General features: G+C 54.4%; 13 protein-coding genes, 1 tRNA gene and 1 pseudogene. 7 read left to right on the top strand and 8 right to left on the bottom strand.

Annotated elements, in window-relative coordinates:
* Positions 1–224 precede the first annotated feature (224 nt).
* The 4 genes and pseudogenes from H0247_RS13085 to deoD form a co-directional block, all read left to right on the top strand.
* A pseudogene (locus H0247_RS13085) lies at positions 225–625 on the top strand (hypothetical protein); the annotation flags it as partial.
* 96 nt (positions 626–721) lie between these two features.
* Positions 722–2,050 (top strand): thymidine phosphorylase, encoded by a 1,329-nt coding sequence (gene deoA, locus H0247_RS13090; RefSeq protein ID WP_180742942.1) that lies wholly within the window; start codon positions 722–724, stop codon positions 2,048–2,050.
* Positions 2,051–2,138: 88 nt separating this feature from the next.
* Complete coding sequence (deoB, locus tag H0247_RS13095; RefSeq protein WP_180742926.1) at positions 2,139–3,362, top strand: phosphopentomutase; 1,224 nt, start codon at positions 2,139–2,141, stop codon at positions 3,360–3,362.
* A 47-nt stretch (positions 3,363–3,409) separates the two neighbouring features.
* A complete protein-coding gene (gene deoD, locus H0247_RS13100; protein WP_180742927.1) occupies positions 3,410–4,129 on the top strand; it encodes a purine-nucleoside phosphorylase in 720 nt (239 codons plus the stop codon).
* 80 nt (positions 4,130–4,209) lie between these two features.
* Here the strand turns inward: deoD and H0247_RS13105 are convergent, their stop codons facing one another.
* The 7 genes from H0247_RS13105 to H0247_RS13135 all read right to left on the bottom strand — a co-directional run bounded on the left by H0247_RS13105 (position 4,210) and on the right by H0247_RS13135 (position 11,898).
* Positions 4,210–5,958: an ABC transporter ATP-binding protein/permease gene (locus H0247_RS13105; RefSeq protein ID WP_180742928.1), complete on the bottom strand. Its 1,749-nt coding sequence runs from the start codon at positions 5,956–5,958 to the stop codon at positions 4,210–4,212.
* 48 nt (positions 5,959–6,006) lie between these two features.
* Entirely contained in the window at positions 6,007–8,502 is a 2,496-nt protein-coding gene (locus H0247_RS13110; protein ID WP_180742929.1) for a TonB-dependent receptor, read from the bottom strand.
* A 149-nt stretch (positions 8,503–8,651) separates the two neighbouring features.
* Positions 8,652–9,629, bottom strand: a complete 978-nt coding sequence (locus tag H0247_RS13115) for a FecR domain-containing protein (RefSeq protein WP_180742930.1) — start codon at positions 9,627–9,629, stop codon at positions 8,652–8,654.
* Positions 9,626–10,168, bottom strand: a complete 543-nt coding sequence (locus H0247_RS13120; RefSeq protein ID WP_180742931.1) for a sigma-70 family RNA polymerase sigma factor — start codon at positions 10,166–10,168, stop codon at positions 9,626–9,628. Before H0247_RS13120 ends, H0247_RS13115 begins: the two co-directional genes overlap by 4 nt.
* Positions 10,169–10,390: 222 nt before the next feature.
* Positions 10,391–10,870: a discoidin domain-containing protein gene (locus tag H0247_RS13125; protein WP_180742932.1), complete on the bottom strand. Its 480-nt coding sequence runs from the start codon at positions 10,868–10,870 to the stop codon at positions 10,391–10,393.
* Positions 10,871–11,072: 202 nt separating this feature from the next.
* Positions 11,073–11,516, bottom strand: coding sequence for a ribosomal protein S18-alanine N-acetyltransferase (gene rimI / locus H0247_RS13130; RefSeq protein ID WP_180742933.1), 444 nt, complete (start codon positions 11,514–11,516; stop codon positions 11,073–11,075).
* Positions 11,485–11,898: a DNA polymerase III subunit psi gene (locus H0247_RS13135; RefSeq protein WP_180742934.1), complete on the bottom strand. Its 414-nt coding sequence runs from the start codon at positions 11,896–11,898 to the stop codon at positions 11,485–11,487. Before H0247_RS13135 ends, rimI begins: the two co-directional genes overlap by 32 nt.
* A 159-nt stretch (positions 11,899–12,057) precedes the next feature.
* Between H0247_RS13135 and rsmC the strand changes: the two genes are divergently transcribed.
* On the top strand, positions 12,058–13,104 hold the full coding sequence (rsmC, locus tag H0247_RS13140) for a 16S rRNA (guanine(1207)-N(2))-methyltransferase RsmC (RefSeq protein WP_180742935.1): 1,047 nt from the start codon (positions 12,058–12,060) through the stop codon (positions 13,102–13,104).
* A gap of 6 nt (positions 13,105–13,110) precedes the next feature.
* Here rsmC and H0247_RS13145 read toward each other — a convergent pair whose 3' ends face one another.
* Complete coding sequence (locus tag H0247_RS13145) at positions 13,111–14,103, bottom strand: aldo/keto reductase (RefSeq protein ID WP_180742936.1); 993 nt, start codon at positions 14,101–14,103, stop codon at positions 13,111–13,113.
* A gap of 113 nt (positions 14,104–14,216) precedes the next feature.
* Here H0247_RS13145 and H0247_RS13150 point away from each other — a divergent pair, with 113 nt between their 5' ends.
* A complete protein-coding gene (locus H0247_RS13150) occupies positions 14,217–15,122 on the top strand; it encodes a LysR family transcriptional regulator (RefSeq protein WP_180742937.1) in 906 nt (301 codons plus the stop codon).
* A gap of 103 nt (positions 15,123–15,225) precedes the next feature.
* A tRNA-Leu gene (locus H0247_RS13155) sits at positions 15,226–15,312 on the top strand.
* Positions 15,313–15,427 lie beyond the last annotated feature (115 nt).

Below are 15,427 nucleotides of genomic sequence, written 5' to 3' on the forward strand. Positions count from 1 at the left end.
ATGTCTGACTGGGTCAAGTTTTTAAGCCGTTTCTTTCGATGTTGGCATCATCACAGGATGAATTGTAGAGGAAGGTTGATTGCGGTGAGAAGGAGCTCGGTGCCGCTACAGGTTGTTTCTCCTGAGCGCTATCTTCAAGGAACCAAGTCCGCTCGCCAAACGTGCTGGTTTTGCACCAGTTAATGTTCAGGCCGGTTAGACCGGCTGACGAGTTGGAGAGTTGTATGACCAAGCTGACCACGGCCGCGCAGCGTGCGCTGGCACTGATGGATTTAACCACGCTGAATGAAGATGATACGGATGAAAAAGTGACTGCGCTCTGCCGTCAGGCGAACAGCCCGGCCGGAAAAACGGCTGCTATCTGTATCTATCTACATTTTAGCCCTCTGGTGAAAAAGACCCTGCGTGAGCAAGGTACACCGGATATCCGCATCGCGACGGCCACCAACTTCCCTCATACGGCGTGCGTAACGCGAAAGATGCCGCCATCTATCTGCAACTGGCGGACGATATCATAGGCGCGGAATGGGCGGCGGCGCAGCATTTTCGCTTTGGTGCGTCCAGTCTGTTGGCGAACCTGCTGAACACGCTTGGCCATGGAACCGCCGCTCCGCAAGGTGGCTACTTATTACGTGCACACAACGTACGATTTTGTTCACAGCAAATGTGCTCGCAGCGACAGGTTGCTGAGCCACATCAGAATTCATCAGGAGTACAGACCTTGTTTCTGATTCAAGAAATTATTCGTAAGAAGCGTGACGGAAAAGCGCTAAGCGAAGAAGAGATCCGCTTCTTTATCAATGGTATTCGTGACAATACCGTTTCCGAAGGCCAGATTGCGGCGCTGGCGATGACCATTTATTTTCATGACATGTCGATGGACGAACGTGTGGCACTGACGCTGGCAATGCGTGATTCCGGCACGGTACTGGACTGGAAGAGTCTGAACCTGAACGGCCCGCTGGTGGACAAACACTCTACTGGCGGCGTGGGTGATGTCACTTCGCTGATGCTGGGGCCGATGGTCGCTGCCTGCGGGGGCTATGTCCCGATGATCTCCGGACGTGGCTTAGGGCATACCGGCGGCACGCTGGATAAGCTCGAAGCGATTCCAGGGCTGGATATTTTCCCGAACGATGACGATTTTCGTCGCATCATCCAGCAGGTTGGCGTCGCAATTATTGGGCAAACCTCCTCGCTGGCTCCGGCAGATAAACGTTTTTATGCCACGCGTGACATTACCGCCACGGTTGATTCCATCCCGCTGATCACCGCGTCGATTCTGGCGAAGAAGTTGGCTGAAGGGCTGGATGCGCTGGTGATGGACGTCAAAGTGGGGTCGGGGGCATTTATGCCGACCTATGAACTGTCCGAGCAATTAGCGCAGGCGATTGTCGGCGTAGCGAATAACGCGGGATGCCGCACCAGCGCGCTGTTGACGGACATGAATCAGGTGCTGGCTTCCAGCGCGGGTAATGCGCTGGAAGTGCGGGAAGCCGTGCGTTTCCTGACGGGAGAGAGCCGCAATCCGCGCCTGTATGATGTTACTATGGCACTCTGTGGCGAGATGCTGCTGGCGGGTGGGCTGGCAAGCTCGGCAGACGACGCGCGTTCACGCCTGCAAACGGTGTTGGATAACGGCAAAGCTGCTGAAGTCTTTGGCCGCATGGTGGCCGCACAGCGTGGCCCGGGCGATTTTGTCGAACACTACGATCGTTACCTGCCGGTGGCGACATTAAGTAAGCCGGTGTTCGCGACGTGTGAAGGTATTGTGACGGCGATGGACACCCGTGCGTTGGGCATGGCCGTCGTCTCGCTGGGCGGCGGACGCCGTCAGGCTACCGATACGATCGATTACAGCGTCGGTCTGGATAACATGATCAGCCTAGGTGAGCGCGTTGACGCGCAACGCCCGCTGGCGGTGATCCATGCCAATACGGAAGCGCAATGGCAGCAGGCGGCGAATGAGGTTCGCGCCGCAATCCAACTGGGCGATACGGCGCCAGAAAAGACCCCGATGGTCTACCGTCGAGTGAGCGCAGAAGCGTGATCGCCAGAGTGGGTTATTGGCTGTTTTGAATTGATGTTCCCCTGTCGGTAGATAGGGCGTTAGCGCAGAACTGCGCAGGAGAGAAAGAATGAAACGTGCATATATTATGGTTCTTGACTCGTTTGGTATCGGCAGCAGTGCGGATGCAGAACGTTTTGGTGATGCGGGGTCGGATACGCTGGGTCATATCGCTCAGGCGTGTGCGGCAGGAACGGCGGACAAAGGGCGCAGCGGCAAGCTGCATTTGCCGAACCTGAGCCGTCTGGGGCTGGGTAAAGCCGCTGAGGCCTCAACGGGAACGTTCCCGGCTGGGTTGGATGAAAACGCGGACATCATCGGCGCTTACGCGCACGCCAGTGAAATCTCTTCGGGTAAAGATACGCCGTCGGGTCACTGGGAAATTGCCGGTGTGCCTGTCCTGTTCGACTGGGGCTATTTTAAAGATGAAGAGAACAGTTTTCCGCAGGCGTTGCTGGATAAATTGGTAGAGCGTGCCAATCTGCCGGGCTATCTGGGCAATTGCCACTCTTCTGGCACGGTGATTCTGGATCAGCTTGCTGAAGAGCACATGAAAACCGGCAAGCCGATCTTCTACACCTCTGCGGATTCCGTATTCCAGATTGCCTGCCATGAAGAAACGTTCGGTTTGGATAAGCTGTACGAACTGTGTGAAATTGCCCGCGAAGAGCTGACCGAAAGGGGCTACAACATCGGGCGCGTCATCGCGCGTCCGTTTATCGGCGACAAACCTGGCCACTTTGAACGTACCGGTAACCGTCACGATCTGGCCGTTGAACCGCCAGCGCCGACTATTCTGAAAAAAATGGTGGATGAAAAAGGCGGTGAAGTGGTTTCCGTTGGGAAAATTGCCGATATCTACGCGCAGGTTGGTATCACGAAGAAAGTGAAGGCGACCGGCATCGATGCGCTGTTTGACGCCACGCTGAAAGAGATGGATAGCGCGGGCGACAACACCATCGTATTTACCAATTTTGTTGATTTCGATTCTGCCTACGGTCACCGCCGCGATATTCCGGGCTATGCTGCCGCGCTGGAGCTGTTTGACCGTCGCCTGCCGGAAATGCTGTCCCGCGTGAAGGGCGATGACATCCTGATTCTGACGGCTGACCACGGTTGTGACCCGAGCTGGCACGGCACCGATCACACTCGTGAGAACGTCCCGGTGTTGATCTATGGGCCGAATGTGAAGCCGGGCTCATACGGCCACCGTGAAACCTTCGCCGATATCGGGCAGACGGTGGCGGCCTACTTTGGCCTGTCGCCTATGGACTACGGCAAATCGATACTGTAAAACACACCGTTTTTTACGTGAAACTTGATTAATTAAGGAATAAACGCATGGCTACGCCACATATTAATGCAGAAATGGGTGATTTCGCGGACGTTGTATTGATGCCAGGCGACCCGCTGCGCGCTAAGTACATTGCAGAAACCTTTCTGGAAAATGCCCGCGAAGTGAACAACGTGCGTGGCATGCTGGGTTTCACCGGCACGTATAAAGGCCGTAAAATTTCGGTCATGGGCCACGGTATGGGCATCCCATCCTGCTCCATTTATGCGAAAGAGCTGATCACCGAGTTCGGCGTGAAGAAGATCATTCGCGTGGGTTCCTGTGGCGCGGTACGTGAAGATGTGCAACTACGCGACGTAGTGATCGGTATGGGCGCCTGTACGGATTCCAAAGTGAACCGCATGCGTTTCAAAGATCACGACTACGCAGCGATTGCCGATTTCGACATGGTGCGCCATGCTGTTGATGCTGCCAAAGCGCGTGAGGTTTCTGTCCGCGTAGGTAACCTCTTCTCCGCCGATCTGTTCTACACGCCAGACCCGCAGATGTTCGACGTGATGGAAAAATACGGCATCCTGGGTGTGGAAATGGAAGCGGCCGGTATCTACGGCGTTGCGGCAGAATTCGGTGCGAAAGCGCTGGCCATCTGCACCGTTTCTGACCACATTCGTACCGGTGCGCAGACCACGTCAGAAGAGCGTCAAAACACGTTCAACGAGATGATCGAAATCGCGCTGGAATCCGTTCTGCTGGGCGATAACGAGTAATATCACACGAGCCCGGACATTCGTTCCGGGCTGTATTTTTCCTGCTATTCCCTCACACCGTTTCCTTCAAACGGTTCGCTTCAACCCTTTCCGTAAGACACCTGTGATAGATCCGCCTCTGGCACCGTAACAGAAAGATCGTCTGCACGGTTCTCTGTGTGCGTTTCCTTCTCTGGTTCGAGCGGCGTTAACCGTACCTGATGTGTGAAACAGGCCTGTACGGTAGGCTGGTGGCTGACGGCCAACACAATGGTTTGTGGCAGCGCAGTCCTGATGTGTGCTAGCAACTGAAGCGCCGCTGCGTCATCGAGTTGGCTGGTGGCTTCATCCAGACAAAGCAGCGTTGGGCGCAGTAGCAGTGCACGGGCGAGTGACAGGCGCTGTTGTTCACCGCCTGATAGCTCCCGGCTCCAGTTAGCGTTGTCGTCCAGACGAGGAACCAACGCGGCCAGTCCAGTGTGTTTTAGTACCGCGATCAACTGTGCGCTATCCGCTAACTGCGTCTGCGGATAACACAGTACCTGACGCAGCGTGTCCTGCGGTAAATAAGCTTTTTGCGGTAAAAATAGCGCTCGGCCAGTAGGGAAACGCCAATCACCTTGTGAAACCGGCCATAACCCCGCCAGCGCACGCAGCAGCGTCGTTTTCCCCGTGCCGCTGGCTGCGTTAAGCGTCGCCCATTCGCCAGCTTGAAGCCTGAGCGTCAGCGGGGCGAAATACGGCGAACCATTAGGGCGCGGTACGGATAGCGCGTTGATATGCAAGGCATGCCCTTCATGACGCGGCGCCTCTGGCACAGGCAGTTGCTGTAAGCGGTGCTGGAATTCCCACAGTCGTTCAATCGTGGAAGACCATTGAACCAACTGGCGATAGGCATCAATAAACCAGCCAAAAGCATCCAACACGTAGCCGAAGGCCGATCGTGCCTGCATGATCGCCCCGAGGCTAACCTGACGAGCGAGAAACAGCGGCAGGGTAGCGAAAACCGGAATAATCAGGCTGAAGCGGAAATAGCTGGTCGTAAAGCTCTCCAGACGGAATTCCCGTGCCATCAGGCGCTGCCAGTTTTGCACAATAGGCAGAAAATGTTGCCGCATTCGCTGTTGTTCGGCACCGCTTCCCTGGTAAAACGCGATTTGCTCGCTGTTATCCCTTACCCGCAGCAGCGTGGCGCGATAGTCAGCCTCTGCCCGCTGACGCTCAATATTGAGCTTGTGCAGACGGTGGCCTAGCAGGTGTGTTATCACGCTTGCCAGTGCGGCGTAAATCAGTGCGATCCACACCAGATAGCCGTGTATCGTGATGTTGTAGCCGCCTAATGTGAAGGTATGGACGCCGGACAGTTGCCAGAGAATGGCGATGAAGGAGAAAAAGCGGGCGGTATTTTTCAGCAACGAGAGGAGGAGTTCGAGGCTTTGCTCTATCAGCAGGCGAATATCCTCCGCGATGCGCTGATCGGGGTTATCCAGCCCTGCGCTGAGTCGATAGTGGGCGTGATTGCGCAGCCAGTTCTGTTCATACTGGTGGGTCATGGTATCGCGCCAGCGGATAATTAACTGTTTCTTGAGCCAGTTGCCGCAGATGATGACCAGCACGAACAGCAGCGTGTAGGCCAGATAGCGCACGGCCATATCGTAGATTGAGGCGTGCTGAAAGTAGTCAGCCAATGCGTCGTAAAAATCCCGACTCCAGTTATTGTACTGCACGCTGATCCACACGACGGAAAGCGTTAGGCTCATAATCAGCAGCAGTAACAGCCAGAGCAAGGTTGCACGCGTGGTCAGCCAGAAAGGCGCGACCAGCGTATAAAAGCGTTTAAGCGTTTGCATAATGGATTGAGCGATGGCCTGCCAGCCGAGGCTGGCAGGCGCATTCGCTTAGAAATTCCACTTCGCGGTCAGCATGAAATTACGTGGGTCACCGTAATAGTTATTGCCGCTACGATGGCGGTTGTTCAGGTTCAGGAAGTAGGTTTTATCCGTCAGGTTATTGCCTACCAGATTGAAACTCAGGTTTTTGCTGTACTGATAGCGGACATTGGCGTTAAACAGCGTATAGCCGCCCTGAGACAGACCAAACACTCGGTTTGGATAGGTTTGCGTGCCCGTTTGGGCCGTCATACCCGCACCAACCGTCCATTGATTCAGCTCACCCGGCAGAGTGTATGAAGTGTACAGCTTGAACATATGCTTCGGCGTGCGCGGGCTGAACTGTGCCGCTTTCTCACTCTCTGATGCTTCCAAATATTTACTGTTAGTCAGGGTATAGCCCGTCTGAATTTGCCAGCCTTCAAGCAGTTTCCCCGTGACATCCAGTTCCACCCCTTGGCTACGTACTTTGCCTTCAGCACGGGAACAACCGTTATCAGGATCTCGGCAAACGGAACTGTCTGCTTCGGCGAGTGCACGGTTGGACTGAATAATGCGAAACAGTGCCAGTGAAGCATTCAGATCGCCGTCAAAAAACGCCCCCTTAACGCCGGTTTCATAGTTGGTGCCGGTAACGGCGGGCAATAGCTTATCGTCCTTATCGCGTGCACTCTGCGGTTTATAGATTTCAGCATAGCTGGCATACAAGGTGTAATTGTCGGCAAAATTCCATAGCAGGCCGCTGTAAGGGACAAATTTATCGCGAACGTGCAGGCTGCTGTATTCCTTGTCGTTGGTGTTGCGATGGTTATCGTAATAGTAGTCGTAGCTATAAGCACTGTAGCGGCCGCCGAGGATCAGTTTCCAGTCATCGGCCAGTTCCCAGCGAGTGGTGGTAAATAGCCCACGCTGATAAATATTATATTGCTCTCTGTAGCGGGAACGGTAGAGGCTAAGGTTAGACCAATCGGGCTCTGCGACTGAGTTGGGATTCCAATTATAGATATTGGCACTGCTCATGTTAGCAATACGGCCAATCGCGTTGTCGAAGTTCTCTTTCTGATAGTCACCGCCGAACACCAACTCATGGCTACGCCCCAATAGCTCAAAAGGACCACTCGCACTGAGGTTATAACCCCATTGGTCGCTCTTGTTGTCATAGCGCAATGCGTTGTTTAACCTACTGACTCCTGTTTGAGGATCAACGCCTGCTGTTCCATTCATGATACCGATATAACGTTCTTTGGACGTACCATGCGTATAGTTAAGTGCGCTCTTGATAGCCCAGTTGTTGTCAAAGTTATGCTCGAATTCAGCGAATGGATTGATCTTTTCGAAGTTAATTCGGTTCCAACTGGCACCCAGAAAGGTTGAGCGAGGTAGATTCAAATTACGTTTATCCGTGCCAAAAGGGACACCATACAGATCGGGTACGACATCGGTTTTTTGCCAATTAATCCCTGTAGTGAAAGTCGTATTGGGAGTGATATCCCATGCTAGTGTGCCGAATAGCACTTTGCGCTCACTGCCTACGTAGTCGGTGAAGCTTTGTTTATCCTGATAAACGCTAACCAGACGACCGCGTACGCTGGCATCCTCATTGAGTGGGCCTGAAACGTCTATTTCATTACGGTAATTATCCCAACTTCCGACGCTGGCACTGACAGATGCCTGAAAATCATAGGTGGGTTTTTTACGTACCAGATTGACGGTACCTCCGGGTTCCCCGCTGCCCTGTGTTAGGCCTGAAGCGCCGCGCAGAACTTCGACGCGATCGTAAATTGCCAGATCGGGTGATTCACTGGTCGATTGAGAGGCGTTCATTACGCTATTTTGCGACGATTGGTTGACGCCATTTTCTTTGATATTGTCCATCGTGAAGGCACGCGATTCGTATTTCACCTGAAAACTATTCTGGTTGACCACGTTAATGCCGGTGGTTTGCTTCATGGCCTCATCCAGCGAGGTCATATTCTGATCGTCCATACGCTGGCGTGCCACAACGCTCACCGACTGCGGCGTTTCTCGTGGTGACAGATTCAGCTGTGTCGCGGTGTTCATGCTGCGCGTGGTGTAGGACTGGGTGCCTTCGGTCACGCCATTGCGGTTGACGCCCGCCACGACCAGCATTTCATCGCCCTGCGGTATTCTCTGTAAGCGCCAGACGCCGTTAGGCTGTGGAATCACCTGAAGCCCGCTTCCTGCCAGCAGTGCCGAAAATCCGCCATCTACGCTGTAATTCCCTTGCAGGGACGGCCCGGTTTTTCCTGTCGCCAATTGTGCATCGCCGACCAGATAAACGCCTGACTGCGCGGCAAACTGGTTTAGCTGTTGGTTAAGTGGCCCAGCAGAAATCGCGTAGGTTTTGGTGGCCGCGGCGGCTGCTGTTTCTGCGGCGATTGCGGTGGAATGTGCGAGCAGCGATGTGCCGCACAGCAACAGATGAACGGCCATTGCCAGTTTGGAAGGAGTGCGCTGTGTAGAGAAAAATGGAATCAATGCCATGAAAATTCGCCTTCTGACCCAGAGTAAAAATTGGTGGTTTTACTGTGAATCGAACGACAGCGGAGAAAGGGGAACCCAAAAGAGAAAATTTTTTGGCTGTATCCCCAAAACGGTATTCAAAAAAGTGGTATCCAAGAAAGACGGGGATATCAGCGTGGTTCGACGGTCACCCACCATGGAAAACGCTGACGGATGCGAACTGGGAAGGCCTGCGCCAGCATGTTCAGTGCCATGTCGGTATCGGTTAAGGGGAAGGTGCCCATCACGCGTAAATCAGCGATGGCAGGTTGGCACGCCAGATAGCCGTGACGATAGCGTGATAGTTTCTCCACGACCTCTCCCAGCGGCATGTTGTCCGCCTGTAGTACGCCGTGCGACCAGTCGGCATCGTTCTGCTGATTAGGCACGATGTCACCCTGACCGTCGGCGTTAAAGCGCAGGTGATAGCCCGCGTTGACCCGACGTGCGGCGGAGGCATATCTGGCGCTGGCGTCTACTGCGTGTTGGTACACGGTTAGCGTGGTGGTGTCTGATGCCTGTGCGACGCTGAAGCGTGTGCCCAGCGCCTGCAAGCGCCCTTGTGCAGTCGTAACAAAGAAAGGGCGTGCATCGGCAGCAGTATCAATCAGAATGTCCCCCGCCAGCAGGGCGATTTCCCGACGCTGATCGCTGTAGCGGATATCAATCGCGCTGGCGGTATTCAGCCACAGTTGGGTGTTGTCCGGTAAGGTCAGTGATTTGATTTCGCCGACCGCGCTGTGATGATCGGCTGTCATCGCCAGCAGTGAGCTTTTTAGCGGCGTGTGACGGTAAGTCAGCCAGGACAGCAGCGAACCCGTGCTGAGTAGGGCGGCGAGTTTGAGCGCACGGCGGCGTGTCATCGGCGCAGGCTGGTGCAACAGCGTATTCAGCGCAGGCTGTTGACCGTCACCACGTAGCGGCTGGAAGCGTTGGCTGACCGTGAGCACGTATTCCCAGGCATGGCGGTGTTCCTCGCTTTCGTTCATCCAGCGCTGCCAGTGGTGGTAGTGTTCATCGCCAGGTTCCCGATCGCACAGTTGAGCGTACCACTGCGAGGCCTGCTGCAAGGCAATAAAGCTGGGTTTGTTCCGGCTGGGGTTATTCATGAATGCGTAGCCTGACCGTCCGCGTCTATTTCTGCCTCCAGCAGCACACAGTGCAACATGGCCTGCGCCATGTATTTTTTCACCATGCGCTCGGAAACGCCCAGCGCCTCGGCAATCTCCCGATAGGGTAATCCCTGTACCTGCGCCATGATGAACGCGGCGCGCACCTTCTCGGGCAGTGCGCGCAGCATGGCATCGACCTGATACAGCGTTTCGAGAATGATATTGCTGTCTTCCGCCGACAGCGCAACTGGCTCCGGCTGTTCGGCGAGTGAGGCGAGCCAGACGCGCTCAATTTCCCGTTTGCGCCAGAGATCGACACACATGCCTTGTGCCATCACGCTCAGATAAGCTCGTGCCCCTGCGTGGCTGTCGAACTGGCGTGGCTTCAATAAGAGTCGTACAAAGACATCCTGCGCCAGATCGGCCGCATCGCACAGATTTCCCAACCGTTTACGCAATAGCTCCTGCAACCAGCCATGATGCTGACAATAAAGCTGATGCATATCTGCTGAGGTATCAATATTAGCTGATGACATGTCTGGTGCCTGAAATGAAGCGGTAGGAGGTCAAATTTCAGGCGTATTTTAGTTGAGAATGATTTTTATTTCAACGCTAAGGGAAATGTGGGTACTGATGGAAAGGGGACGGAATGCTCCGCAACGTGTGGGCTGCAAGGCGAAAATGCACCACGCCCTATAGCGGTGCGGCTCAATGATAGTGGAAGAGGCCGACCTTAATACCAGGCCAGCCTTACAACGTTACTTAATCGCCTGAGCCGGAACTTGCGCGGCGCTGTTAAAGCTGATCTCGTTGACAGCACTCCATTTGTTTACATCGGTGCCAAACGTATCCAATTTGAAGAATTTGGCTTTAACGGCTGGGAAGGTGAATTTTTCACCATTTTTGGCATTGTTGGAGGTGACCAGATTGTCAGCCAGCTTTTTCCAGGTTTTACCGTCGGTGGAGTAGGAGACGGAGAACTTCAGTTTACGCTCGTCCGCTTTGAAAGGAACCAAGACAAAGTTTTCAACCGATTGTTCTTTATCCAGTTCTAACTGAACCCAACTCTCACCGTTTGCCGCCCAGCGTGTTTTTACGTCGCCATCGGCAATATTGGCAGGCTTGTGGCCTTTGTCTGAATCATAAGAGGAGGCGGTTACCGCCGTGACTTGTACCGCATGAGCGGAAAGAGAGAATAAGCCGCATAGGAGCGTCGTAGCCAGAGTGTATTTTTTCATATTATTCCTCGTAGATGACGGATAAACCATGTCATGCCTGCAAACCAGAAACATGAAATGGAACATGATTGTAATAAAAAAGAAACAAAGGTTTACTTGCGAGGATCACGTTGTAGGGATTTTTCTGTCGAAAAAAATGCAGGGCGAGATGGTGCGCACATTACGGCACTCGCCAAGCGGCGAATGTCGTAGGCGAAAATTGTTAGCCGAGCGGCAGCGCCATGAGAATCGCGTCTTCCCGGCCTTGTGCCGTCGGGTAATAATCGCGGCGCACGGAGACTTCATTAAATCCCAGACTTTCATAAAGCGCGATGGCGCGTGCGTTCGATTCGCGAACTTCCAGCCACAGCGTCACAATGCCACGTCGTTCCATTTCGTCGATCAGGTGTTCCAATAGTTGGCGACCCAAGCCCTGACGCTGATAATCGGGATGCACGGCGATGTTGAACAACGTCGCTTCATCCAGCACGACCTGCGTGATGGCGTAGGCGGCAAGTTGCCCGTCATGGCTCAGTTTGATGTTGAAATAACGTTCCCCTTGGTTGCTGACAAACGTTTTTTCCGTCCAGGGAAAGGCGTGGCTAACTTGTTCAATTTTAAAGGCTTGTGCCAGGTCAACTGGCGTCAGAGAAGATATCGTGTTCATGTTCACAGATCTGTTGCCACAGCGCTCGTTTGGCGTCGGCGTTTTGATAAAGTTCGGAAAGCAGAGGGCTGGAAAGCTGAACGCCCTGTAGCGCAATCGGCTCCTCAATACCCAACCGCCAGCTATGGCAGCGAACGCCTGCGGGCAACATCTCTATCTGCTGCGGCGTCAGACGGTAGGCTTGCACGGGCGTCAGCGCCAGACTGTGCAGGACATCGACCAGCAGGGAGTCATCATCGGCCAGCGGCTCGGCGGAGACGATCACCAGACGCACCTGATCGGGTAGACTGACGGCGATTTCGCCTTGCAGCACGCTTGGGCGACGCAGTGTCCACTGCGTAATTCCCAATTGCTGTAGCAGCCTGTCACGTCTTGATTCCATGAGTTACCCTATCTGGCGAGCGAGAAAATACGTCGTGCCTATGCTAACAAACCCCGTCAGACTGCGCCAACGTCGGCGTGGTTATTTCCTCTCCGCGCTGCAACTTCGGAGGCGAAGCGTATATAATCCCCCGCTCAATGATTAAGGAGCCGTAGCCCGATGTCCGCATTAACCCCCGCCAGTGAAGTCATACTGCGCCACAGTGACGAATTTCTTTCACGCCGTGTTCTGTTTGCCGGTGATTTGCAGGATACCCTGCCCGCACAATTTGAAGCGGCGTCGGTGCGTGTCCATTGCAACCAATATCACCACTGGCAACAGATGGCAAAGCCACTTGGGGAGAACGCTCAATATGGTCTGGTGGCGGATGCGGCGCTGGTGGCGGATAGCGACACGCTGATCTATTACTGGCCGAAGAGCAAACAGGAAGCGGAGTTCCAACTGCGTAATCTGCTGTCTCTGCTGCCAGTTGGCGCGGAAATCTTCGTGGTTGGGGAAAACCGCAGTGGCGTGCGCAGCGCGGAACCCGTGCTGTCTGACTTTGTTGAGTTGGTAAAAATCGACAGTGCGCGTCGCTGCGGGCTTTACCACGGTCGGATTGATAAGCAGGCCAGATTCACGTTGGATGACTGGTGGGATGAATATGTGACAGACGGCGTGACGGTCAAAACGCTTCCAGGGGTTTTCAGTCGTGATGACCTGGATCCGGGTAGCCGGCTGCTGCTGTCTACGTTTGAACCGCACATGAAAGGTAAAGTGCTGGATATCGCTTGCGGTGCTGGTGTTCTGGCATCGGTGTTGGCGAAGCAGTCGCCGAAGATCCGCTTGACGCTGAGCGATGTCAGCGCGGCGGCGGTGGAATCCAGCAAGGCAACGTTGGCGGCAAATGCGCTGGAAGGCAGTGTGATTGCCAGTAACGTCTATTCGGATATCAACGGTCGCTTCGATATGATCGTTTCCAATCCGCCATTCCACGACGGCTTGCAGACCAGTCTGCAAGCCGCAGAAATGCTAATTCGTGGCGCGGTATCCCATCTACCGGTTGGCGGGCAGCTACGTATCGTCGCTAATGCTTTCCTGCCTTATCCCGCGCTGCTTGATGCGGCGTTTGGTAGCCATGAAGTGCTGGCACAAACCGGACGCTTCAAGGTGTATCAGGCTACCGTGGGTCGCCCGCCGCGTACAGGCAGCAAAGGCCGTCGGTAATCCCAATTACTGATTAACGGCTGCCATACTCTCCTTGCCGTAGCGTTCACCTGCTGCGGCATCGGGCGGGAAGATGGCATTAATGGCAGCCAACTCGGCTTGCGTCAATGTGACATCCAGCGCCGCGACGTTCTCTTCCAGATAACGACGGCGTTTGGTGCCAGGAATCGGCACGATATGTTCACCCTGTGCCAATACCCATGCCAGCGCCAGTTGTGATGGTGTTACCTGTTTTTCCTGCGCCAATTGGTTAATTTTCTCTACCAGTTGCAGGTTTTTCCCGAAGTTTTCCCCCGTAAAGCGCGGATTGGTGCGACGAAAGTCGTCGGCAGCCAGATCGTCTGGGCTACGAATCGCACCGGTCAGGAAACCGCGCCCCAGCGGGCTGTAAGGCACAAAGCCGATACCAAGACGTTCACAAGTGGGTAGAATTTCAGCCTCCATGTCGCGGGTCCACAGTGAGTATTCACTCTGTAACGCCGTAATAGGGTGCACGCGATGCGCACGTTCCAGCGTGGTTGCGGAGGCTTCACTCAGGCCGATGTAACGAATCTTGCCTTCCTGGACCAGCTCCGCCAGTGTGCCGACCGTCTCTTCAATGGGAACGGTTGGGTCAATACGGTGCTGATAGTAAAGATCGATAACGTCAGTGCCGAGGCGAGACAGGCTGCCTTCTACCGAACGGCGAATGTAATCTGGTTTACCGCAGATGCCACGGGCGTGGGGGTTCGCTGGGTCGCGGATGATGCCGAACTTGGTTGCCAAGAAGACTTGCTCACGCTTGCCCTTTATTGCTTTGCCGAGCAGCAGTTCGTTGGTGTGGGGGCCATACATATCGGCGGTATCCAGCAGAGTCACGCCCAGTTCCAGCGCGCGATGCAACGTGGCAATGGATTCTTTTTCATCCTGCGCCGTGGAGTAGAAATCACTCATTCCCATGCAGCCTAGCCCAATCGCCGACACCTGTGGGCCGTTCACGCCTAATTTGCGTTGTTGCATTGTCATCTTCCTCATCTCGTTGGCAGTGCAAGCAGTCTGGTTGTTTATTCAAAAAAGATAAATACCGCTTTTTATGCAACACTATTCAAAAATAACCAACAATGGCGGCAGCGATGGATCACATTCAGGCGATGCGGGTTTTTGTGCGTATTGTCGAACTGGGCAGCTTCAGCCGGGCGGCGGAGCGACTGACGCTGCCCCGCGCGACGGTGAGCAACACCATCAAACAGCTTGAAGCACGGCTGGGGGTTCGTTTGCTGCAACGCACGACCCGTCAGGTGCAGATCACCGATGAAGGGCGTGTTTATTACGAACGCTGTTTGCAATTGCTGGCGGAAATTGAAGAGATCGACACGCTGTTCACGCAGCAAAAGCAACAACCCGTAGGTAAAGTGCGGGTGGATATGCCGCACTCGCTGGCGCGGGAGGTCGTTGTGCCGGCGCTGGGAGAATTCTACGCGCGCTATCCGCAGGTGACGCTGATGCTGAGCGCCAACGATGCGGCGATTAATGTGCTGCGTGAAGGCGTTGACTGTGTGCTGCGAGCCTGGCAGACGGACGACGAGACGCTGGCGACCCGTCATTTACCGTCAATGCCGCAGATTACCTGTGCGTCGGCCGACTATTTGGCGCGCTATGGCGTGCCGCGTTCGCTCGATGAGCTAGCGGGGCATCGTATGGTCGGGTATTTCTCCCTGCGCACTGAATATCTTTATCCGCTGGAGTTCATGTCGGGTGATGAGTGCATTACGCGTATGTTGCCCAGTGCGTTGCAGGTTAACGGCACCGATGCCTACATCGCCAGCGCCCGTGCCGGACTGGGGATTATTCAGGCGCCGCGTCGCGGTTTACGTCCATTTCTGGAAAACGGGGAACTGGTTGAGATCCTGCCGGAAATGTCGCCGCCCGCGATGCCGCTTTACGTGATGTATGCGCCTGGTCGCTTTCTCGCTCCGCGGATTCGGGTGTTTATAGAATGGCTTGATGAACTCTTTACGCGCAATGCCGCAGCGAGATGATGATTTTTGCAGCAAACCCCGCATTCCAGAGGAAATAATCATTGACGTGAACGCGAAAACCTCTAGAATTCGCCCCCGTAGTGATATTGCGTAAAGCAGTGTTGCGAAGGTGGCGGAATTGGTAGACGCGCTAGCTTCAGGTGTTAGTGTTCTTACGGACGTGAGGGTTCAAGTCCCTCTCTTCGCACCATGTCATAGTAGCTTTAGCATATAAGCTGATTTTCCGCATAAAGCGGTTTTACTGCATAAGACAGTTTTACTGTATAAGACAAGCAACGTTTTCAGTGCGAAGGTGGCGGAATTGG

This window comes from Pectobacterium sp. CFBP8739 (genome assembly GCF_013449375.1).
GTDB lineage: Bacteria > Pseudomonadota > Gammaproteobacteria > Enterobacterales > Enterobacteriaceae > Pectobacterium.

What these genes read in the sequence shown, in the direction of transcription:
- rimI (WP_180742933.1), bottom strand. Translation starts at nt 11,516, where the DNA reads ATGAACACGATATCTTCTCTGACGCCAGTTGACCTGGCACAAGCCTTT.
- H0247_RS13135 (WP_180742934.1), bottom strand. Translation starts at nt 11,898, where the DNA reads ATGGAATCAAGACGTGACAGGCTGCTACAGCAATTGGGAATTACGCAG.
- deoD (WP_180742927.1), top strand. Translation starts at nt 3,410, where the DNA reads ATGGCTACGCCACATATTAATGCAGAAATGGGTGATTTCGCGGACGTT.
- deoB (WP_180742926.1), top strand. Translation starts at nt 2,139, where the DNA reads ATGAAACGTGCATATATTATGGTTCTTGACTCGTTTGGTATCGGCAGC.
- rsmC (WP_180742935.1), top strand. Translation starts at nt 12,058, where the DNA reads ATGTCCGCATTAACCCCCGCCAGTGAAGTCATACTGCGCCACAGTGAC.
- H0247_RS13120 (WP_180742931.1), bottom strand. Translation starts at nt 10,168, where the DNA reads ATGTCATCAGCTAATATTGATACCTCAGCAGATATGCATCAGCTTTAT.
- H0247_RS13150 (WP_180742937.1), top strand. Translation starts at nt 14,217, where the DNA reads ATGGATCACATTCAGGCGATGCGGGTTTTTGTGCGTATTGTCGAACTG.
- H0247_RS13145 (WP_180742936.1), bottom strand. Translation starts at nt 14,103, where the DNA reads ATGCAACAACGCAAATTAGGCGTGAACGGCCCACAGGTGTCGGCGATT.
- H0247_RS13110 (WP_180742929.1), bottom strand. Translation starts at nt 8,502, where the DNA reads ATGGCATTGATTCCATTTTTCTCTACACAGCGCACTCCTTCCAAACTG.
- H0247_RS13125 (WP_180742932.1), bottom strand. Translation starts at nt 10,870, where the DNA reads ATGAAAAAATACACTCTGGCTACGACGCTCCTATGCGGCTTATTCTCT.
- H0247_RS13115 (WP_180742930.1), bottom strand. Translation starts at nt 9,629, where the DNA reads ATGAATAACCCCAGCCGGAACAAACCCAGCTTTATTGCCTTGCAGCAG.
- H0247_RS13105 (WP_180742928.1), bottom strand. Translation starts at nt 5,958, where the DNA reads ATGCAAACGCTTAAACGCTTTTATACGCTGGTCGCGCCTTTCTGGCTG.